Source organism: Rhizobium sp. PDO1-076 (assembly GCF_000247475.1).
Classification (GTDB): domain Bacteria; phylum Pseudomonadota; class Alphaproteobacteria; order Rhizobiales; family Rhizobiaceae; genus Allorhizobium.
The window spans coordinates 25,667-46,414 of record NZ_AHZC01000177.1; the positions used below are offsets into that span (position 1 = coordinate 25,667).

17 protein-coding genes are annotated in these 20,748 nt (G+C 60.2%); 6 read left to right on the forward strand and 11 right to left on the reverse strand.

The window, feature by feature from the left end; translation table 11 throughout:
- Positions 1-21 precede the first annotated feature (21 nt).
- The 3 genes from folK to folP form a co-directional block, all read right to left on the reverse strand.
- Positions 22-468 carry a 2-amino-4-hydroxy-6-hydroxymethyldihydropteridine diphosphokinase gene (gene folK, locus PDO_RS11415; protein ID WP_009109450.1) on the reverse strand — a complete coding sequence of 149 codons (447 nt, stop codon included), beginning with the start codon at positions 466-468 and terminating at the stop codon, positions 22-24.
- Positions 469-529: 61 nt separating this feature from the next.
- The gene (gene folB / locus PDO_RS11420; protein ID WP_192814363.1) at positions 530-889 is read right to left on the reverse strand and encodes a dihydroneopterin aldolase; all 360 of its coding nucleotides are present in this window, start codon (positions 887-889) and stop codon (positions 530-532) included.
- A 5-nt stretch (positions 890-894) separates the two neighbouring features.
- Positions 895-1,770, reverse strand: a complete 876-nt coding sequence (folP, locus tag PDO_RS11425) for a dihydropteroate synthase (RefSeq protein ID WP_009109455.1) — start codon at positions 1,768-1,770, stop codon at positions 895-897.
- 110 nt (positions 1,771-1,880) lie between these two features.
- Here folP and PDO_RS11430 point away from each other — a divergent pair, with 110 nt between their 5' ends.
- On the forward strand, positions 1,881-2,504 hold the full coding sequence (locus PDO_RS11430) for a DUF922 domain-containing Zn-dependent protease (protein ID WP_009109457.1): 624 nt from the start codon (positions 1,881-1,883) through the stop codon (positions 2,502-2,504).
- A gap of 305 nt (positions 2,505-2,809) precedes the next feature.
- Here PDO_RS11430 and PDO_RS11435 read toward each other — a convergent pair whose 3' ends face one another.
- Entirely contained in the window at positions 2,810-3,130 is a 321-nt protein-coding gene (locus tag PDO_RS11435) for a 2Fe-2S iron-sulfur cluster-binding protein (protein ID WP_009109459.1), read from the reverse strand.
- A 117-nt stretch (positions 3,131-3,247) separates the two neighbouring features.
- Entirely contained in the window at positions 3,248-3,619 is a 372-nt protein-coding gene (locus PDO_RS11440; RefSeq protein ID WP_009109461.1) for a hypothetical protein, read from the reverse strand.
- Positions 3,620-4,094: 475 nt separating this feature from the next.
- Between PDO_RS11440 and PDO_RS11445 the strand changes: the two genes are divergently transcribed.
- Positions 4,095-10,502, forward strand: a complete 6,408-nt coding sequence (locus PDO_RS11445; protein WP_009109464.1) for an apolipoprotein A-IV repeat region-like domain-containing protein — start codon at positions 4,095-4,097, stop codon at positions 10,500-10,502.
- A 98-nt stretch (positions 10,503-10,600) separates the two neighbouring features.
- Here the strand turns inward: PDO_RS11445 and PDO_RS11450 are convergent, their stop codons facing one another.
- The 5 genes from PDO_RS11450 to PDO_RS11470 all read right to left on the reverse strand — a co-directional run bounded on the left by PDO_RS11450 (position 10,601) and on the right by PDO_RS11470 (position 15,649).
- Positions 10,601-11,227 carry an ABC-type transport auxiliary lipoprotein family protein gene (locus PDO_RS11450; protein WP_052023439.1) on the reverse strand — a complete coding sequence of 209 codons (627 nt, stop codon included), beginning with the start codon at positions 11,225-11,227 and terminating at the stop codon, positions 10,601-10,603.
- Positions 11,228-11,256: 29 nt separating this feature from the next.
- Entirely contained in the window at positions 11,257-12,630 is a 1,374-nt protein-coding gene (locus PDO_RS11455) for an MlaD family protein (RefSeq protein ID WP_009109467.1), read from the reverse strand.
- Positions 12,631-12,637: 7 nt separating this feature from the next.
- Positions 12,638-13,456: an ABC transporter ATP-binding protein gene (locus tag PDO_RS11460; protein ID WP_009109471.1), complete on the reverse strand. Its 819-nt coding sequence runs from the start codon at positions 13,454-13,456 to the stop codon at positions 12,638-12,640.
- Between the two features lie 8 nt (positions 13,457-13,464).
- Positions 13,465-14,616 (reverse strand): MlaE family ABC transporter permease, encoded by a 1,152-nt coding sequence (locus PDO_RS11465; protein WP_037073581.1) that lies wholly within the window; start codon positions 14,614-14,616, stop codon positions 13,465-13,467.
- A gap of 178 nt (positions 14,617-14,794) precedes the next feature.
- Positions 14,795-15,649 (reverse strand): UDP-2,3-diacylglucosamine diphosphatase, encoded by an 855-nt coding sequence (locus tag PDO_RS11470; RefSeq protein ID WP_009109476.1) that lies wholly within the window; start codon positions 15,647-15,649, stop codon positions 14,795-14,797.
- A gap of 157 nt (positions 15,650-15,806) precedes the next feature.
- Here PDO_RS11470 and PDO_RS11475 point away from each other — a divergent pair, with 157 nt between their 5' ends.
- Positions 15,807-18,119 carry an NADP-dependent malic enzyme gene (locus PDO_RS11475; protein WP_009109477.1) on the forward strand — a complete coding sequence of 771 codons (2,313 nt, stop codon included), beginning with the start codon at positions 15,807-15,809 and terminating at the stop codon, positions 18,117-18,119.
- A 66-nt stretch (positions 18,120-18,185) separates the two neighbouring features.
- On the opposite strand, the gene PDO_RS28585 is transcribed toward PDO_RS11475, so the two are convergent.
- Positions 18,186-18,740 (reverse strand): hypothetical protein, encoded by a 555-nt coding sequence (locus PDO_RS28585; RefSeq protein ID WP_192814365.1) that lies wholly within the window; start codon positions 18,738-18,740, stop codon positions 18,186-18,188.
- Positions 18,741-18,770: 30 nt separating this feature from the next.
- Between PDO_RS28585 and PDO_RS29045 the strand changes: the two genes are divergently transcribed.
- The 3 genes from PDO_RS29045 to PDO_RS11490 form a co-directional block, all read left to right on the forward strand.
- Positions 18,771-19,013, forward strand: coding sequence for a helix-turn-helix domain-containing protein (locus PDO_RS29045; RefSeq protein WP_280113369.1), 243 nt, complete (start codon positions 18,771-18,773; stop codon positions 19,011-19,013).
- A 116-nt stretch (positions 19,014-19,129) separates the two neighbouring features.
- Positions 19,130-19,771, forward strand: coding sequence for an acyl-homoserine-lactone synthase (locus PDO_RS11485; RefSeq protein ID WP_009109481.1), 642 nt, complete (start codon positions 19,130-19,132; stop codon positions 19,769-19,771).
- A gap of 150 nt (positions 19,772-19,921) precedes the next feature.
- Positions 19,922-20,748: DUF2865 domain-containing protein (locus PDO_RS11490; RefSeq protein WP_009109483.1), on the forward strand; the 827-nt coding region annotated here is incomplete at its 3' end.

Here is a 20,748-nt window from a genome sequence, read left to right on the forward strand (position 1 = left end):
CTTCGGTCCCGACCGAAATGATCAACCGCGCCACCAGGCGCGGTTTTCGTTTGCAATATCGATGCCGGCGCGATCGCTGTCACGGAGCCAGTCGGCAACTGCCCTTCCCCTGACCTTCAGGTCCGGAGCAATATCGGCGAGCGGCATCAGCACGAAGCCGCGTTCCGTCATCCGCGGATGCGGGATCTTCAGATGCTCGCCGTCCACGACACTGTCGTCATATGTCAGGATATCGATATCGATGGTGCGCGGTCCCCAGCGTTCGATACGCACACGCTTCATCTCGCGCTCGATGTCGAGGCAAGCGTCCAGCAGCGGTTCGGGCGCAAGCGTGGTTTCGATAGACGCACAACTGTTGTAGAAATCCGCCTGATCGACCTTCCCCCAAGGCGGTGTCCGGTACAGCCGCGACACGGCCGTCACCCGACAATCAGAGCGACTATCGAGACGCTGCAGAGCCGCTGCCATGGCTGAAACCGGATCGCCGATATTGCCACCTAGTCCAAGAGTTGCCTGACGCCACCCAAACTCACCTGAATTGTTCAACGCTCACCTGTACATAGTCGAGAATGCCAGCAATCGGGGCGCTGGGCTTGCGCACCGTGATGCGCGTTCGCAGGATTTCCGGAAAGCGCTCCAGCAGCGCCTTTGCGATCGCCAGAGACAGCGCTTCGACCAACATGACGCGACTGCCGGTGACGATCCCTTCGATGACCTCAAAGGCGATACCATAGTGCACGGTGCCCTCAAGCCTGTCCTGCGCGGCCGCCTCCCCGGCATCCACATCGAACTCCGCATCGACGTAAAACCTCTGCCCAAGCACCCCCTCCTCGGGAAAGACGCCATGATGTGCGAAGAAGGCGCAATTTTTCAGGGTAATGGTGAAGATAGCGCTCATGACTTCATTCCTTCGGCAAGCCGCTTTTGTGTGGCAAGCATTGCATCGGCGACGGCCAACGCGTCGCGGTTGATCACGACATTATGGACCCTGAATACGGCCGCCCCTTTGAGACGCAAGGCAACCGTGGTTGCAGCCGTCGCCGCATCCCGTTCTGCAGCGTCGCGCCCGGTTAGACTTCCCAGAAAGCGCTTGCGCGAGGTTCCGGCGAGAAGCGGCAGACCGAACCGATGCAATTCCTCGAAACGCACCATCAATTCGACATTCTCCTCCACTGTCTCCTTGGCAAAACCGAAACCCGGGTCAAGCGTGATCGTGTCCGGCAAAACACCTGCAGCCCACGCGATGTCTAGCGACTGCGTCAGGAAGAAAATCTGGTCCTCAATGACGTCAGAAAGCGTCTCCCGTCCGCGCCCGGTATGCATGATGCAGAGCCCGGCCCTGCTCTCTGCCGCGACGGAAGCGATTTCCGGCTCCCGCTGCAGCCCGTGCACGTCATTGATGATGTGGGCGCCGGCAGCGATCGCCACGCGGGCAGTCGCGGCTCGGTAGGTGTCGATCGACAGCAAAACGTTCGTGCGCGCAACCAGTGCCTCGATCACCGGAACGACCCGCTCCATTTCTTCCTCAGGCGTCACGTCAGCAGCGCCGGGGCGTGTCGATTCACCACCGATATCAAGAACGTCCGCGCCGGCCTCGACACAGGCAAGCGCATGGGCAACCGCCTTTTCGGTCGTGGCATGCAAACCGCCGTCGGAAAACGAATCCGGCGTGACATTGATGATGGCCATCAGCGCGCCCTGCGCCGTCAGGTCGAGATTGCGACCATGGGCAACGCGCCAGATGCTTCGATTGCCGGTGGTCACGTTCATCTGTCCTCTCGACGGAAATCCGCGAAGCTGCAATAGTGCTCGCGGCTTGGCTATGCCCCAAGGGCGCAGCGAATTCAACATTGCGGGTCAGTAGATTGCGGAAAATGATAATGTCAAATGCTTGCCGTTTTTGGGCAACCGCAGTCGCCACAGCCCTTATTTCGGTTTCCGCCGGCGTCGCGCGCTCCGAAACGATCGTTCGCAAATCGACAAGCTATTTTCAGATCGGCGGCAAGACTGCGGCTGAGATCGACGAAGAACTGACGCGCAAGGGGCCGATGACCCAGATGACGGGAAACCGCCATCCAGGCGCCACGCAAATCCGCTTCGGCGGCGACCTTACCTATGTGCGCAAAGGCGAGCGCTGCGCCATCGAGGATGCCCGGGTCACCCTAGACACCAAGATCATTCTGCCACGGTGGAAGAACCGTAAGCGCGCAACGAAAGAACTTGGCTTCATCTGGGATGCCCTGTCGGCAGACATCAAGCGTCACGAGGAACGCCACGCGGAAATTGCCCGACAATATGCACGCGATCTGGAAAGGGCGCTGAAGAGACTTCCCGCCCAAGACAACTGCGACAAGATGCAGGACAAGGTCGCCGACGTCACCGATCGCATCACGCTGGCGCATGACGAGGCGCAGATGAAGTTCGACCGCATAGAGGCAAAGAACTTCCAGAACAGGATGGCGCGCATCCTGCGCTACAAAAGCGGCAGGGTAAGTCAGGACTAAGCGTTATCGCGGAAATAACCCACTAAAAATTACAGCGCACTAATGCAGCAAGGACACATCTTGCTCGAAACTTGCGCCCCGACCTGTGAATAACCGGCTATTTCTCAGCGTGGCACTTGATAAGAATCTGAAATATACCTGTCATCAGCAAACGTTGATTAAGCGTTTTCCGATTTGCCAGTTCTCCCGGCGCGTCCTGGTGCCACAGGTGTTTCCTCCCTCGCCTGCTTGGCGATGCGCCCCCTTGCCCCGCTCCTCGCTCCGCGAGAGCGGGGCTTTTTTTGGAGCGCACAGGATCGGTTCTATCACCCCTGGCGTTCGGGAACATGCACCACAAGGCCGTCAAGTGCGGCAACCACCTTGATCTGACAGCTCAGTCGCGAGCTTGGCTTTACGTCGACTGCGAAGTCGAGCATGTCTTCCTCCATTGCCGATGGTGCACCGACCTTGTCGGTCCATGCGTCATCGACATAGACATGACAGGTGGCACAAGCGCAGGCGCCGCCACATTCGGCGTCGATGCCAGGAACGGAATTGCGCACGGCATTTTCCATGACTGTGGAGCCATCTGCGGCTGCGATGTCGAAGCGCGTGCCGTCAAAGGCGATGATGCTGATATTTGCCATGTGTTCTGTGTCCATGCTTCGCCGAAAAAATCCGCGAAGTCATCTAACAAATCGAAACACCAGTCAACTCGAAGGAGAGACGACAGTGGCCCCGATCATCCGCCGCGTATGCACCGTCTAGCGGGCGAGCTTGAGGATGAAGTGCTCGGCCTCAAGAACGGCAGCACTCACCGACGCGATCGAATCGATGGTCGCACCCTTTGTTTCGATCAGGTCGGCTGCCCCGGCAACCCGAAGTGCGCCAACCGCCATTGCGGCATTTCGCAACCTCTGTGCGGCCGCCTTGACCTGCAGCGCGTCGCTATGGCTGGCCAGAGCCTGAAGACAGCCACGTGCCTGGCGCGCGAACATCTGCAGGATTTCGATCTCGACAGCCCGATCACCCTTCGTCTGGGTGGCCAGATGAACGAGGTCCACAGGTCGCTGCTGCGAAGGGCAGAGCCCGCCAAAGTTTTCCGGAGCTTCGAACGCGACATTTACGGCTGCCATAGCCATATTCCTTCTTTTCTTGTTATTTGTGAGTGCCAGTTTCTCTGGCGCCAATGGCAATTGCGTTAAAATGGGACTCATCGGCGCGGAAAACTTCACACTATGGTTAACGTGCATTAAACCCTGACGGACATTGGCTTTTCACGCCCTTCACTGGTTTAAATATTGTTAACAACCGAAAACCGCATTAACCGCCGTCTGGGCCATTAATTGTATCGGAAGCCCGAATGTGTCACTACGATACGGTTGATTGGGCTAAAGGCGGAATTCTTTGCCCCAATGTCGGATAGTGCTAAAACACATCGCGAATGTCATGATGACAGGCTGCTCCGACGATGAAATTCAAGGGGATTTTCGACTGGCGTGGCGGCAGACGGGGATCCTAAAGTAAGGCAGTCTGACCAGGGCTCGAATGCAGGCGGCGTAGTGCCCTTGGATCGAACTGCCGAGAGTAGCGGTAACGAGGCGTAACCCTATGGCGAACAAGAAGTCCGACTCTATTGATGAGAGCGCTTTTCAAGCTCTCGAGGCGGCCCTGAGCATTGATTTCGACAATGAGGCGCCGGCGACCAAACCCGTCCGACCGGCGGCACGCGCATCGGAGAGCCCCGTGTCTGAACCCGTTCAAAATCCTGCATCGGCGAAGAAGCCTCAGGAACGCCGTACCGCACGCTCAAGCGAGCTGGCACCGGAGCCGGCTCCGAAAGCCCCGGCCTTCGCGCCGGCCAACGACACATCGCGCCGCACGCCGGCTGCCATTCTGAAGTCGCTTGACGGCGCATCCCTGCCGACAGCACTGCGCAACGCCACGATCATTTCAGCACTTTGGGTGCTGGGAGCGATCGGACTGACACAGCTGCTTTACGGCGGCCAGATGTGGCAGGCACCTTCGGTTGCCGACATCGTCGCGATGCCGGGTGTCGTTGCAATTTTCGTCGGCACCCTAGTGCCGATCATGCTGTTTTTTGCCTTCTCCATCATGATGGCCCGCGCCCATGACCTGCGCAATGCAGCACGGTCCATGGCGGAAGTGGCTTTGCGACTGTCCGAGCCGGAAACCATTGCGTCTGAACGGATCATGACGGTCGGCCAGGCCGTACGCCGCGAAGTCTCGGCCATGAACGAGGGCATCGAACGCACGATTGCCCGCGCGACCGAGCTTGAAACGCTGGTACATTCGGAAGTGACCGCGCTTGAGCGCAGCTACACCGACAACGAACTGCGGGTGCGCGGTCTCGTGCACGAACTGGGCGCCGAACGCGACGCCATCGTCAATCACGCCGAGCGCATCCGCTCGTCCATCATCGGTGCGCATGACCAGTTGAAGGAAGAACTGTCGCTGGCGACAGAGGAAATCTCCGTGCGCCTGCAGACATCGGGCGAAGCCTTCGCCTCGATGATCGACACCCGCGCAGCCACGCTGACCGAGAGGTCGGATGCTGCAGTGACCGCACTTGGCTCGCTTCTGACGCACAAGACCGAGAACATGGTCCAGACGCTGGCCGCCTCCGGCATTTCCCTGGCTTCGGAATTCGACTCGCAGCTCGCCAATCTGTCTTCCACGCTCAACCAGCGTGGCACGGAACTGCTTGGCCAGTTCGAGACGCGCGCCTCGACGCTCGACGCCAATACCGAAAAGCTCAACGCCGCTCTGAACGAGCGTGCCCGCCAGCTCAACGAAACCCTTGTCGAGCGCACCCGCGACATTGCCGAAGCCCTGAAGAGTGGCGAACGCACCATCACGTCCTCGCTGGACGACGTTCTCACCAAGCTCAACGGCTCTCTGGACGAGCGCGGTCAGTCCTTCCGACAGAGTATGAAGTCAGCGGCCGATGACGCGATTGTCGATCTGGACCTGCGTTCCGGACTCTTCGAGGATCGCTTCCAGACGACGATCGGCCAGATCAACACGACATTCGACACCCGCGTTGCCGAGTTCTCCAGCGCCTTCGACCAGCGTGCGGGCACGCTGGACAACAAGCTGATGGAAAGTCTCGCGCGGATCAACGAGACCGTCACAGGTGGCTCGGACTCGATCGATGGCATTCTGACATCGAGCATCGACCGTCTCGGTTCCACTCTGGCGGATCAGTCGTTTGCCTTTGCTGCCACCCTGGGAACCGGCCAGGAAATGATCGACAGCGCCCTTGCCGACCGCGCCCAGGAAATCGCCGACGCCATGTCGGCCAAGGCAGCAGCTCTCACCGAGAGTCTGGAGAACGCCCAGAAGCGCATCGACCAGGTCATGGAAGAGCGCGGCGGTGCACTGTATGCGGCCCTTGCCGACAATCAGACCCGTTTTGATGAGACCCTGACCACCCGTTCCGAACTCATCGTCAACGCGCTCAACAGCAATCAGGATCGCCTTGCCGATACGCTGGACAGCAAGAGCCGCGAGATTGCCCACACGCTTGAGACGCAAAGCCGGAACATCGTGGAAACCGTCGAAGCGGCCAGCCGTGACATAGCCGATACGCTGGGCACCAAGAGCCTCGAACTCGACATCGCCCTCAGCACCGGCAGTCAGCACCTCGCCGAGACGCTGGAAATCAAGGGGCGCGACATCGCTGACACCTTGGGTTCGCAAAGCCTGAACATCGTTCAGTCCATCGACGCGGCCAGCCGCGAAATAGCCGACACGCTGGGCACCAAAAGCCTTGAACTCGACATCGCAATGAGCAGCCGCAGCCAGAATATCGCCGAAACGCTGTCCATCGGTCAGCGCAGCCTGGAAGAAGCCCTGTCGCTGCGCGCGGCACACATCGTCGATACGGTCGCCGATGCCGATCGCCGCATCGATGCGGCATTCGCCGAAAAGGCGGATGCAATTCGCAGCACCTATGGCGAGAACCAGGAGAAGCTTGATCTTTCTCTGGCTGGGCACACGGCATATCTGGCGTCAACACTGGAAGACGCAACCGGCACGCTTGAGCGCACACTTGGCCAGAACTCCGGCCGCATCGTCGAGGCCCTGTCGGACGGACAACGTCGTCTGGACGAGACCCTGTCCGAGCGCGCTTCCGGCATCATCGACACCGTCGCCGACGCCGATCGCCGCATCGATGCAGCATTCGCCGAAAAGGCAGAAGCGATCCGCAATGCCTATGGTGAAAACCATGAAAAGCTCGATCTTTCGCTGGCCGGTCACACCGCTTATCTCGCATCGACGCTGGAAGATGCCAGCGGCACGCTGGAACGGACGCTCAGCCAGAATTCCGGCCGCATTGTCGAGGCACTGTCCGATGGACAACGCCGCCTCGAAGAAACCCTGACCGAACGCGCCTCGGGCCTGATCGATGCCGTTGCCGACGCCGATCGACGCATCGATGCCGCGTTTGCCGAAAAGGCTGAATCGGTTCGCAGCGCCTATGGTGAAAGCCAGCAACGCCTCGATCTGTCGCTCGCCGGCCACACAGCCTACCTTGCGTCGGCACTGGAAGATGCGGGTGGAGAGCTGGATCGGACGCTTGGACGCCATTCCAGCTATATCACCGAGGCGCTTTCGAGCGGCATTACCGATATCGACGGCAAGCTTGCCGGCACCAGCGACCATCTGCGCAATACGCTGGAAGGTGCGAACAGCGAACTGTCCCAGACACTCGGCTTCAACACCAATCGCATCGCCGATACGATCGCATCGGGTGTCACCCAGATCGATGCGCGGCTCGTCGACACCCACGAACGCATTCGTTCGACGCTCGATGACCGCACCAATGCAATCTCGACGACACTGCGCGAGGCCCAGGGCGATCTGGAAAATAGCCTGGTCGAGCACTCGACCTCGCTCGGCGCATCGCTGGCCGCATCGGCCGGCATGCTCGAAATGAGCCTGGAGGATCACGAAGGCACGTTGCGTCGCGCTATCGACGACAGCAGCAAGGCGCTCGATGAGCGCCTGCGTGGAACAGCCGGCTCACTGACCTCGCAGATCCGCGACGCCGCCGGTGATATCACCCGCTCCGCCCAGGAATTCTCTGGCGTGGTGGAGCAATCGGTCAGCGGCATGACCTCGCGCCTCGACGAAACCAGCACCCGGATCGAATTGAGCCTTGGTACCCTGGAAGACCGCCTCCGCAACGGCCTGGACGGCGTCGACGCCCGCGTCAACGATGCCGGCGAGAAATTTGCAGCCCGCCTCGATGAAAAGGTGACCGCGATCGAGCGCGTTGGCAGCGAAGCGAGCAGCCGCGTCGCCCAGATCCTCGACGACGGCACAGCCAAGGTGGCCGAAACCTTCGAAGGCCGCACCGCCCAGATCGACGAACGGCTGTCGACCATGGACCGCGCGCTCAACATCGGCCTTGAAAATGTCAACCGTACCATTGAGGGCAAGGCCGCTGGTCTCGCGGCCGCGCTGCGTGGCGCCGTTTCCGATGCCGCCCGCGATCTCGACACCGAAGCACAGCGCTCGGTAGACCGCCTGACAGCCTCCAGCACCCAGTTTGCCGAACAGATCGGCGAGCGCAGTGCCGAATTGAGCCGTACAGTCGAGGAACAGTCGCAGGATCTCACCCGGCGCATCGAAGACACCCAGAGCCGCCTTGCGGGCCAGGCAGCAGCCGTTGCCCAGACCTTCTCCCAGGCCGGCGATGCGATCAGCAACAAGGTCTCGCAGGCAAGCGATGCCATCACCAGCAAGGTATCTCAGGCCGAAGCGCTGGTCAGTGCGCAGGTCGCCAACCTGTCGGGCACGCTGGCGGATGTGGGATCGACCCTGGAGGGCCGCACCGCCGCCATCCGCGAAGCGATTGCCGGCAACACGCAGGAACTCGCCGTAACCATGGATGCGGTCGAAAAGGCGCTCGAAGCACGGGGCAACACCATTCGTTCCGTCCTCGACGACAGGACCCGCGAACTGAACTCGATGCTGTCGAGCCGCTCGGCAGAACTGTCGCGCCTGATCGACGAAAAGGCCGGTCCGATGATCGCGACCTATGCCCAGACCGGACGCACGGCAGCCGAGCAGATCACCGCGGCTGCAGAACAGAGCGCAGAACGCCTGCGCAGCGAAAATGCAGCCATCCTTGGTGCGATCACCGAGCGTGCCGACCGGGCCGCAGCGACCCTGGGTGCTGCGGAAAACTCGATCGTCACCAGTGCGTCGCAGCTCATCGAGCGTCTCGGCGAAAGCAATTCCGGTATTTCTGCCATCGTCGAACAGGCGGTTCAGAGCATCGGCTCGCTGGATAGCCGCCTGGGCGCCACGGCCGCGCGCTTCAATGACACGGCAGGCAAGGCAACCGACATCCTCTCCACGTCGAACCGTCTGCTGGACGGCCAGCTTGAGCGCCTGACAGTAGTCTCGACCGAAACGCTCGGCCAGGTGTCTTCGATCGTCGGCCGCTTCGGCGAACATACCAAGGTGCTGGGCAAAGCATCCGAGCTTCTCTCCGCCGCGCAGTCCAATCTGGTCGGCACGCTGGAAGAACGCCAGCAGGCCCTGCGCGAGCTTTCGATCGGCCTGGTCAAGCGCTCCGAAGAAATTGAAAACACCATGCAGGGCCTCGGCAAGATGGTCGAAACCGCCTTCGACCGTGCCGAACAGCGTTCGGGCCAGATGGCCGGAAACCTGCGCCAGAGTGTCCAGGCGTCCTTCACCGACATTGGCCAGATCCTTGGGGAGACGGAAAAGCGCGCCCAATCGACGGCAGCCAACATGCGAGAGAGCGTTCAGGCCTCCTTCGCCGACATCGGACAGGTGCTTGGGGAAACGGAAAAGAAGGCACAGGTCACCGCGGACAACATGCGCAATGCCTTGCTCTCCGCCGAACAGGAGGCACAGGTCTCCATCGACAAGACGCTGACCGAAGCCGAGAAGCGTTCGGGCGAGCTTGCGAACCGTCTGCGCGGCGGCCTCGCTGTCTCCCTGAACGACATTGACCACCTGCTCGGAGAAGCCGGTCGCAAGTCGGAAGGTGCCGCCGTCGCCCTTCGCGAAGCCATGCAGCAGGCAGTGACCGAGGCCGTCGCCCGCTTTGCCGGCGCCACGGATGAAATCCGGCGCTCGGCCACAGACATCCGCAAGGAACTTGACCTGACCCGCAACGAGTTGAAGCGCGGCGCGTTCGATTTGCCGGAAGAAGCCAAGGAAAGTGCAGCCGCCATGCGCCGCGCCGTGGCCGAACAGATCAAGGCCCTGCAGGACATTTCACAGCTTGTTGGCCGCACCAGCCAGACGCTGGAAATCTCCGAACCGGTAGCCCGTCGCCTGACAGAAGCCCAGCCGGAACCAGTCCGCCGCGCCCCCGCCGCAGCACCTGCTCCAACACCAGCGCCGGCGCCTCAAGCCCAGCCGGTTGCCCGCTCCGCCGAAAACTTCGGCCTGCGCGGCAGCCTGGAACTTGGCGAAAGCTACGGCCAGACGGCACAGCCGGCGAGCCGTGTCGAAGGCGGCGGCTGGATCAGCGACCTGCTGCGCGGCGCCTCACGCGACGAGACGGCAGCCGCGGCGACACCCGCGCCCGCACGTGCGGCCCCTGCCCGTCCGGCACCGGAAGCGCCGGTCGCCCAACGCCAGACCGACAGTCGCAATCCGCGTCACATGGTCGAATCGCTTAACTCGCTTTCGGTCGATATCGCCAGGGCGATCGACCACGACGCCTCGGTCGAACTCTGGCGCCGCTACCAGCGCGGCGAACGCGACGTGTTCACCCGTCGCCTCTACACGCTAAAGGGTCAGCAAACCTTTGACGAGATCAAGCGCAAGTATGACCGCGAACCGGAATTCCGCGTCGCTGTCGATCGCTACATCGCCGATTTCGAAAAGCTGCTGGCCGATGTTGCGCGCACCGATCGCGACAAGAGCGTGACCCAGTCCTACCTCACCTCGGATACGGGCAAGGTCTATACCATGCTGGCACACGCTGCCGGTCGCTTCAGCTGAGATAGCGGCAAAGGCGGCAGGCGGTTCGCCCACCTGAAAACGAAAAAGCCCCGGATCTCAAATGGATCCGGGGCTTTTCTGACTCAAACTATGAAAAATCAGATGGCGGTGAGCGCCCAGGTAACGATCTCTGCCGTGACCGAACCGAAGGCCTCGTCCATTGCCTTGACATAGGCCTCGTTGCTCGTGCCCGCCGCGCGGGCTTCTGCCCTGAAGACCTTCTGGGCAACGACAGTTCCGTTGCGGTCATTGAGCAACTTGGCCGAAATTTCGACGACACCGCGATCTCCGCCGACGGTCGCCACTTCGAAGGCGCGGACATCGGTGATCAACTGATAGTCGATGGCAAGGCCCTGGCCCGGCTTTCCGACGCCGCCCAGACGTCCGGTGTCCTCGAACGCTTCCACCAGCTTTGACTGGACCATGCGTGTCAGCTTGTCGCTCCACTGCGACTTCGAGAGATAACGGATCTCGGAGTTGGAAACGCGCACAAGGATCTGCTCGCTGTCGACCGCCTTGAGCGCCGTCGGATCGGCGATGAGCAATTGCCTGTTCTTGGCTGAAGCATTCGTTGAAACGACAGCACTTGCCGACAGATCGAACGTATCGTTTGGCGCCTTGGAAGCGCAGCCCGGCAGACCGGCAAGCAACATCGGCAAGAACACCGCGCCGAGCATCCGCACACGCCTGTCGCGCGCCGCACCTCCCAAGCCGGACATAGTCATGCTGTCATATCCCTTCCGGTTTTGATCCGTCATCGGCGTGTCCGCCCATCAAACTGCTTGACCGTGTCACCGCCGAAGATCAATCGCTGCGGGTCGTTGTCGAAATTGGTAATCGCATCGTTCAGACCACGCACCGTCTGGCGCGTATCGTTGACCAGTGTCTGGATGTCACGCAGGCCGGTGCTGGAGAAGCGTTGCAAATTCTCGGCAATCGGTCCGATCCGGGCATTGAGGTTTTCGGCCGTCAGGCGGATCTGTTCCAGCGTCTTGCGCGCTTCGGCACTCAGCGAATTGGTATCGTCGGAACCGAGAAATCCGTCGACCTTCCTCAGGATTCCATCCACCTGTTGCGATGCATTGTTCAGTCGGTTGGCGAGCTGGGTAAAGTCGTCGATCGCCTTGTTGATGTCATCCTTGCGACCGGTGATGCTGACAGAAAGGTCCTTGAACCCGGCAATCGCGGCACGGGCATCCGCTGATGCCACAGAAACATCGTCCACGACCTTGCCGACCTTCTGGCTATCGATGGCGTCAACCAGCTTGGACACCTTTTGCAGGGTCAGGTCGGCATTGCTGCCGAAGCGTTGGAAGGTCTCTGCCGTTTGCCGGAAGCTGTCGATGGCCGGACCCACCCGATCTGCTGCGCTGGCAATGTTCGCTGTCGCACGCTCGGTATTGGTCAGGATCTTGTCGATCTTCTCCGAATTCAGCGCCTTGAACAGGTCTTCGGCGGCACCGAGGGTCGAATCCAGGCGGCCCGACAGGCCCGACACGGAATCGGACAATGCGCTGACGCTTTTCAGGAACTGATCGATGCCCTTGGCATTGTCGGCCAGCGATTTTGAAAACACCTCGGCATTCTTCACCGTATTGGTCAAAGGCGCGCGCGCATCGCCGATGAAACCCTGCAATTCGCCAATGGCATCATTGGCCCGCTGCAGGATCTTGTCGGCTGTGGAAAGCAGGTTGGTGACGCTCGACTGATCAGCCATCAGCACGGCCGGCTCACCCGTCGCCATCGCCTTGGCAAGGATATTTTCCTTATCGTCGGCTGTCCCGCCGGAAAGCTCGATATAGGCAGCTCCGGTCAGACCCTGGATTTCCAGAACCGCTTTGGTGGAGGACGTCACGGGCGCATCGGCGCGCACTTCCGTAAACGCCACCGAGAACTGCGGGTCGTCATTATCGATATAAAGATTGCGGACTGAACCCACGGCAATGCCGTTGAAGCGCACCGGCGAGCCGATGCTCAGGCCGTTGGCCGAGCCTGGGATGCGAATGGCAAGTGGCGCAACCGGGCCGCCTCTGCCATACTCCGCCATCCAGTAAACGAAGCCGAAGGCAGCGCCGATGACCAGCAGGGTGAAAAAGCCGACGAGGGCATAGTTGGCTTTGGTTTCCATGTGTCAGTCACTCTATCGGATGCACGCCGGACGATTCCGGCCGAGGAATGGAGCGGGCCCGCTTGCCCTTGAAATAGGATTGCACCCATGGATCATCACAGGCGAGCATGTCTTCAAGCGTACCTTCGACCAGAACCTTCTTCTGTCCCAGCACCGCGATACGGTCGCAGACGGAGAACAAGCTGTCGAGATCGTGGGTGACCATGTAGACCGTCAATCCAAGGGTATCGCGCAACCGAGCAATCAGATCGTCGAATTCCGCGGCACCGATCGGGTCGAGACCGGAGGTGGGCTCGTCGAGAAAGACGAGATCGGGGTCGAGCGCCAACGCACGCGCAAGTGCTGCGCGCTTGATCATGCCACCCGACAGTTCCGAAGGGTATTTGTCTGCAGCATCCGGATGGAGACCGACAAGTTCGATCTTCAGATAGGCAAGCTCGTCCATCAGCCATTGAGGCAGATCAAGGTACTCACGCATTGGCAACTGGATATTCTCCTTGACGGTCAAGGCAGAAAATAGGGCGCCATGCTGAAAAAGCACGCCCAGCCGCGTATCGAGCATCGTCCGCTCGCGCTCGTCGACCTCATCGTAGTCGGCACCGAGGATTTCGATCTTGCCGGAGCGCCTTGGCAGCAACCGGAGCACCGTACGCATCAGCACGGATTTGCCGGCACCCGATGCACCGACAAACCCGAGGATCTCGCCCCGGTAGATATCAAGGTCGAGCTTGTCGAGCACGACATTGTCGCCGAAGGCAACGGTCAGCCCCTTGACGGAAAGGATCGTTTCCCGGTCTTTCATCATCGCGTTTGTCTTCTCTTCCATCCGCGCCCTCAAAAATCGATGGCCGCGTAGAAGATGGCAAACAGCCCGTCTACGAGAATGACGACAAAGATGGATTTGACCACGGCTGCCGTGACGTGGCGGCCGAGCGATTCTGCGCTACCGCCGACCTTCATGCCTTCGACTGCGGCAACAATGCCGATGATCAGCGCCATGAACGGCGCCTTGATCATGCCGGACGCAAGCGTAGAGTAGTCGACGGCGTCATGCAGGCGCGTGATGAAGACGTCGAAGGTGATGCCCGAATAAGCCCAGGCAACCACGGCTGCGCCGTAAAGCGCAGAAAAATTGGCGACAATGGTCAGCAGCGGCAATGCAATGGTCAATGCCACGAGCCGTGGAAAAACCAGCACTCCGATGGGATTGAGGCCGATCACCTTCAGCGCATCGATCTCCTCGCGCATTTTCATCGAGCCGATTTCGGCTGTAATGGCGCTGCCGGACCGACCGGCGATCATGATGGCGGTCAACAGAACACCGATTTCACGCAGTTGCAGAATACCGACAAGATCGACGACAAACACTTCGGCACCGAAATACCGGAGCTGGAAAGCACCCTGCTGCGCGATGATGGCGCCGATCAGGAACGACATCAGCACGATGATCGGCATGGCGCGAACGCCCATGTGGTCGAGTTGATTGACCACCGATGCAGGAGACACCCCGCTCCCGCGTCCGAATTTCGTCTGCGCACCGCGCACGGCAGAGCCGAGCACGAACATCATCGCAACGAAATCCTCCCAGAGACTGATCGTCAACTTCCCCACGGGGGCGAAGATGGTTTCGAACAGGCTGCTGTGGCTGCTTTTCTTTTCCGGAGGCTGAACGTGATCGGGCAGTGCATTGATCAGCTCACGCATTTCGGGCGTACCGCCCTCAATCGAAATGCTGCGGCCGTCAGCCTGACGCTGCGCGACGAAACGGCGAACAAGCCATGCGCCGGCAGTGTCCATGCTGAGAACACTGTCGAGATCCACGGTTTCGGCAATCCCGGACTTGTCGTCCACCAAGCTGCCGGCACTCTTCACCATGGCGCTGAGGCTGGTATTCTTCCAATTCCCGGCAAGGCGAATGACACGCCCACGCCCCTCAGGCAGGTCATCGACCGTGATACGCGCGATTTCAGGCTGAGCGGAGTTCAAGGCTACGACAACTTCCAAATTACGGGCCCAGGTCAAACCCCGTCGACGCAAATCATACAAATGGAAGTGTACTATAACGATCGCGGTTGGCGATGTAATCCTTAACCGGGAATTAATCGCAACATCGCTTGCGAAATCAGAGCATGCTGTCGCATTCCAGCACCGGTATCCGATGCACTCAGGCTGCGCGCACGCCCTCACCTTCCGCCATATCGGCAAGTACAGGCAAGGAAATCGGCACCATGGGCGACGCTTCCCGCTTGCTTGCCGCGGCCTCGCCGATCTTGTGCCCCCAGGAAATCAGCTCGAATCGACCGTCGTGATGCTCGACAATGGCGGTGCAGCTTTCCACCCAGTCGCCAGTGTTGACATAGTGGATCCCGTCAATGTCTTCCATGACGGCATGATGGATATGACCACAGATCACCCCATCAACCTCGTTGCGACGCGCCTCTTCAGCAACAACCTTCTGGAATTCACCGATAAAATTCACGGCATGTTTGACTTGCAGCTTTGCCCAGGCCGAAAACGACCAATACGGCATGCCCAAACGACGCCGGACGGCCGCCAGGAAAATGTTGATCGCGATCGCTGTGTCATAGGCCCAGTCGCCGAGATAGGCGAGCAGCCGGGCATTGCGCACGACAACATCAAACTCGTCGCCATGCAAAACGAGATATTTCTTGCCGTCGGCCGTCTCGTGGATCATCCGTTCGGCGACCTCGATGCCGCCGAAATGGGTGCCCGGAAACCCCCGCAGGAATTCGTCGTGATTGCCGGGAATGTAGACGATCCGGGTGCCCTTGCGCGCCTTGCGCAGCAGCTTCTGCACGACGTCGTTACATTCCTGCGGCCAGTACCAACTGCGCTTCAACCGCCACCCGTCAACGATGTCCCCGACCAGAATGATCGTCTCCGCCTCATGCAGGCGCAGGAAATCAAGCAGGAAATCGGTCTTGGCCGCTTTCGAGCCGAGATGTACATCCGAGATGAAAAGTGTCCTGAATTGGCGGATTTCGCTGGCTTCTTCCACGTCGCGGTCCTCTAGCACTCTTTATCAAGCGCTTAACCAGAGTCGTGTTTCAGGAAGATGACACCGTACCGATCGGCGCACTTAGCGACTACCACTTGCGGGCAATTCGTGTATTGAGGAACCCACACTTCCCCTTCAAGAAACTGCCGGTGAGCCGATGAATTCCCAGGACAAGAACAAGCCGCAAGCCTCCAACACCTCTGCGGACCTCGATGAACAGGCGCTTTTCTATCATCGCTATCCGCGACCGGGGAAACTGGAAATCCAGGCGACCAAGCCGCTCGGCAACCAGCGTGACCTGGCGCTGGCCTATTCGCCCGGCGTCGCAGCACCCTGCCTCGCCATCCAGCAGGATCCGGCAGCGGCAGACGACTACACCGCCCGTTCGAACCTCGTGGCGGTGATCTCGAACGGAACGGCTGTTCTCGGTCTCGGCAACATCGGTCCGCTCGCCTCCAAGCCGGTCATGGAGGGCAAGGCGGTCCTGTTCAAGAAGTTCGCCGGCATCGATGTCTTCGACATCGAGATCGAGGCACCGACCGTCAATGAGATGGTCTCGACGATCTCGGCACTCGAGCCGACCTTCGGCGGCATCAACCTGGAAGACATCAAGGCGCCGGAATGTTTCGAGGTCGAAGACCAGTTGCGCGCCAAGATGAACATCCCGGTTTTCCATGACGATCAGCATGGGACCGCGATCATCGTCGCGGCCGCGATCCTGAACGGCCTGGAACTCGCCGCCAAGAAGATCGAAGAGGTCAAGATCGTCGCCTCCGGCGCCGGCGCCGCAGCGCTTGCCTGCCTCAATCTTCTCGTCATCCTGGGTGCCAAGCGTGAGAACATCTGGGTTCACGACATTGAAGGCCTGGTCTACAAGGGTCGCAATGAGCTCATGGACCCGTGGAAGGAAGTCTATGCGCAGGAGAGCGACAAGCGTGTCCTCGCCGACAGCATCCATGGTGCGGACGTGTTCCTCGGCCTGTCGGCCGCGGGCGTCCTGAAGCCTGAACTTCTGGCACAGATGGCTGCCAATCCGCTGATCATGGCCCTTGCCAATCCCAAGCCCGAGATCATGCCGGAAGAGGCGCGCGCGGCACGTCCCGATGCGATGATCTGCACCGGCCGCTCGGACTTTCCGAATCAGGTCAACAACGTTCTCTGCTTTCCCTATATCTTCAGGGGCGCACTCGACTGCGGTGCGACCACGATCAATGAAGAGATGAAGATGGCCGCCGTGCGTGCCATCGCAGCCCTCGCCCGCGAGGAAGTCTCGGAAGTTGCCGCAAAAGCCTATACCGGCGAGACCCCGACATTCGGGTCCGATTACCTGATCCCCTCGCCGTTCGATCCGCGCCTGATCCTGCGCATTGCGCCGGCTGTCGCCCGTGCCGCGGCGGAAAGCGGTGTCGCCCGCCGTCCGATCACCGACTATGATACTTATCTCGACCAGTTGAACCGTTTCGTCTTCCGCTCCGGCTTCGTCATGAAGCCGATCTTCGCGGCCGCCAAGACCGCCACCAAGAAGCGCGTGATCTTTGCAGAAGGTGAAGACGAACGCGTCTTGCGCGCAGCCCAGGTTCTGCTCGAGGACGGGATCGGCGAACCGATCCTGATCGGTCGCCCGCAAATCATCGAAACCCGCCTGAAGCGCTACGGCCTGCGCATCCGTCCGGGTGTCGACTTCCAGTTGGTCAATCCGGAAGATGATCCGCGCTACCGCGACTATGTCGACGACTACTTCGCCATCGTCGGACGCGCCGGCATCAATCCGGAGGCTGCCCGCACCATCGTGCGCACAAATACCACCGTCATTGGCGCCCTTGCGGTCAAGCGTGGGGATGCCGATGCACTGATCTGCGGCGTCGAAGGCCGGTTCGATCGCCATGTCCGTGATGTTCGCCAGATTATCGGCAAGCGACCGGGCGTTCGCGACTTCTCCGGCCTCAGCCTGCTGATTTCCCAGCGTGGCGCGATCTTCTTCACCGACACTTTCGTCACAGACGATCCCTCGGCGGAGGAAATCGCCGAAATGACCATGCTGGCCGCCGAGGAAATCCGGCGCTTCGGCATTGCACCGAAAGCAGCCTTGCTGTCGCATTCCAATTTCGGATCGCGCCCGTCGGCCAGTGCCACGAAGATGCGCAGCGCGCTGGAAATTCTGCGACAGGAAGCTCCGGAGCTTGAGGTCGATGGCGAAATGCAAGGCGGATCGGCCTTGTCGGAGGCTCTGCGCAAACGCGCCATGCCGAACAGCACCTTGACGGGTGAAGCCAATATCCTGGTCTTCCCGAACCTTGATGCGGCCAACATCTCGCTTGGTATCATGCGCACCATGATGGACGCGCTTCATGTCGGCCCGATCCTTCTGGGTGCCGCCATGCCGGCCCACGTCCTGTCAACCTCGGTTACCTCGCGTGGCGTCGTCAACATGGCCGCTCTTGCCGTTGTGGAGGCATCACAGCCCGCGTGACGGCAGCGCCCGCCAGACTGCGGGACGCGGTGCACCGAAATCTCTTTGCTCAGAGCCAGCGGCAAATCACATTGTCGCTGGACAAGTCCGATCATGCGAAACCATCTTAAAGCCCTTGGTTTCTAGGGTTTTTTCATGGTGTCTTCGCAGGCCTATTTCGAACTGCATGACTGGCTCGAGCAAGCCGACCATCTCGAGCCCCAGCATTTTTTCGACCGCATGCGGCAGGTCTATGGCCTGGACCATCTGCTGTACTTCGATGGAATCCTCCACGGCAATCGCTTTGCCGCTCACAGCCTGCATCACACAACATTGCCGCGATTGGCGAGGCTGCCCGACAAATTCCGACAGACGCTTCTGCATGCCCCTTTCCTGCACGCAGCAATGGCCATAGAGCCGTTCGACTGGCAGGATCTCGGACCTCGAACGATCGCTGGCCAAGACCTGTCGACATTCGCCAGCCTGTTCGATCTCGTCCCCGTCGGTGCCTGTTATCCGATGCTTTCGCAGGAGGGTAGAACAGCCTTTCTCCTCGTCCAGGCCGACATGGCGGTTCAGGATTGGCGGCATCTGCGTCGAACGCACGACCGCGACATTGCGGCGTTGGCCATCAGCTTTCATGCAAAAATCCTAGCGCACAGATCGTCCCAAATGCGCACTCGACGTGGACAAGACCGGCTCACGCCTCGAGAAATCGAGACACTGTCCTGGGTCGCCGCCGGGAAGAGCTATTGGGAGATCGCCGTCATTCTCGGCATCACGGAACGCACAGTGCGTTTTTTCATGTCCAATGCGCGGCGAAAACTCAATGTCGTGACCAATCCGCAAGCGGTCGCCGAAGCCCTTTGGCGCAAGCTAGTTGCAAACCCGCACAATGCGACCGAGCCGACCTAGCCGTCCCTCGCAATCCCATCCCATTTGATTGCAGGGGAAAGCTGTCACTACCGACAGTTTCATCGATCATCCGCAACCGACATCGTTGCCACTCGTTCAAACTGAAGGAGTGCCGAATGATCCGGATCATCAATGGCGTGAATCGCAAACGCCACCCACATGAAATCGATGCCATGCATCGCTTGCGCAAGACCGTCTTTCACGACCTTCTGGGATGGGATGTCAGCCTGCGCGGTGACTGGGAAATTGACCACTACGATCAGGCCAATCCGCTCTATATCCTGTCCTACAGCGACAGCGGACGCCTGCGGGGAGCACTGCGCCTGCTGCCGACCCTCGGACCGAACATGCTCGATGACACGTTTCCGGTGCTGCTTGGCGATCAGAGCGAAATCCGCAGCGCCGCCATCTGGGAATCGAGCCGTTTTTGCATCGATCCACAAATCTCGCAGGACCGCGCCAGCAATCAGGTCACCATCGCCGCGGCCGAACTGATGTGCGGCGTCGGTGAGCTTGGGCTTGCCTCGGGACTGAGCCAGATCGTCACCGTCACCGATGTCTTCCTGGAACGCATGTTCAAGCGCATGGGCTGCCCCGGTATGCGCATTGCTGATCCCCAGCGGATTGGCTCTGTCCAGGCCGTTGCCGTCGCATGGGACGTGACGGAGGCGTTGCTTGAGCGGATGAAACATGTCGCATCGATCTCTGGCAGCGTCCTTGATCAGCCGATGACGCTTCAAACGGCGCGCGCCGCCTGAGCCAGAGCGACCGCCATCGTGTCAAACCCGATGGCGGTCGATGACAGCACCATCATTTTACTTTAGCTTTAACTGGCGTATTCTCGGTCAGGTAGTATAGGAGCAGGAACCGACGACCGGCATCCACGAAAACCCAGCGGGAAAGTGATCTTGCAGACACGGATACCAGGACTTCTCGCTGCAGCGCTGTGCTTTGCCTGGATTGTGCCGAATGCCGCCGCTGCATCGGTTGTCTGCGAACGTCTGCGTGATCGGCTTGCCGATGTCTCGACAATCATTGGCGAGAATCCCGAAATCAACAGCTATGCCAGCGCGATCGCACAACAGAATCTGGAGTTGCGAAAGGCAAGGCAAGACCAGAAGCGCCTGCGCTGCCTGACATCTGCGGTCGTGGTCGTGCGGCCGGACGGGGGCAGCGATTGCGGCGATCTTTCAGAGGCACTCGACCGGATGGAGGCCAACAAGGACATTCTGGTGGCCAAGCTGGAGGAAATCAGATCCGGCGGAGCTCAGAGCAGGGACGCTCGCGCCCGGCTGACCTCCGCTCTCGAGGCAAACCGCTGCAGCGCGCAGACTGATGGGACCTTCGGCGGCGATGTTGAGGAAGCCGAGCGCGTCCCGTATCTCGACACGCTGGCGGAGCCCTATCAAGTCAGCCGCAATTCGCTGGAGGCCCTCCCCGACCAGCCGGCCGCACTGCCGACCGGCAATATCCGGACACTATGCGTACGCACCTGTGATGGAGGCTTCTTTCCGATCTCCTCCAGCACATCCGCGATGAATTTCGCACATGACGCCGGCCTGTGTCAGCAGATGTGCCCTAACACCGAGACGGAACTGTATTTCCACGCGCCCGCGGTCAGCGAGACATCTGAGATGATTTCGGCGGTCAGCGGACGACCCTACCGCGACCTTCCCAATGCCTTCGCCTATCGCAACCGCACGGCTGGCGACAATCCGCAATGTGGATGCGATCT

What these genes read in the sequence shown, in the direction of transcription:
- folK (WP_009109450.1), bottom strand. Translation starts at nt 468, where the DNA reads ATGGCAGCGGCTCTGCAGCGTCTCGATAGTCGCTCTGATTGTCGGGTG.
- folP (WP_009109455.1), bottom strand. Translation starts at nt 1,770, where the DNA reads ATGAACGTGACCACCGGCAATCGAAGCATCTGGCGCGTTGCCCATGGT.
- PDO_RS11430 (WP_009109457.1), top strand. Translation starts at nt 1,881, where the DNA reads ATGTCAAATGCTTGCCGTTTTTGGGCAACCGCAGTCGCCACAGCCCTT.
- PDO_RS11435 (WP_009109459.1), bottom strand. Translation starts at nt 3,130, where the DNA reads ATGGCAAATATCAGCATCATCGCCTTTGACGGCACGCGCTTCGACATC.
- PDO_RS11440 (WP_009109461.1), bottom strand. Translation starts at nt 3,619, where the DNA reads ATGGCAGCCGTAAATGTCGCGTTCGAAGCTCCGGAAAACTTTGGCGGG.
- PDO_RS11445 (WP_009109464.1), top strand. Translation starts at nt 4,095, where the DNA reads ATGGCGAACAAGAAGTCCGACTCTATTGATGAGAGCGCTTTTCAAGCT.
- PDO_RS11450 (WP_052023439.1), bottom strand. Translation starts at nt 11,227, where the DNA reads ATGACTATGTCCGGCTTGGGAGGTGCGGCGCGCGACAGGCGTGTGCGG.
- PDO_RS11455 (WP_009109467.1), bottom strand. Translation starts at nt 12,630, where the DNA reads ATGGAAACCAAAGCCAACTATGCCCTCGTCGGCTTTTTCACCCTGCTG.
- PDO_RS11460 (WP_009109471.1), bottom strand. Translation starts at nt 13,456, where the DNA reads ATGGAAGAGAAGACAAACGCGATGATGAAAGACCGGGAAACGATCCTT.
- PDO_RS11475 (WP_009109477.1), top strand. Translation starts at nt 15,807, where the DNA reads ATGAATTCCCAGGACAAGAACAAGCCGCAAGCCTCCAACACCTCTGCG.
- PDO_RS28585 (WP_192814365.1), bottom strand. Translation starts at nt 18,740, where the DNA reads ATGAAAGCTGATGGCCAACGCCGCAATGTCGCGGTCGTGCGTTCGACG.
- PDO_RS29045 (WP_280113369.1), top strand. Translation starts at nt 18,771, where the DNA reads ATGCGCACTCGACGTGGACAAGACCGGCTCACGCCTCGAGAAATCGAG.
- PDO_RS11485 (WP_009109481.1), top strand. Translation starts at nt 19,130, where the DNA reads ATGATCCGGATCATCAATGGCGTGAATCGCAAACGCCACCCACATGAA.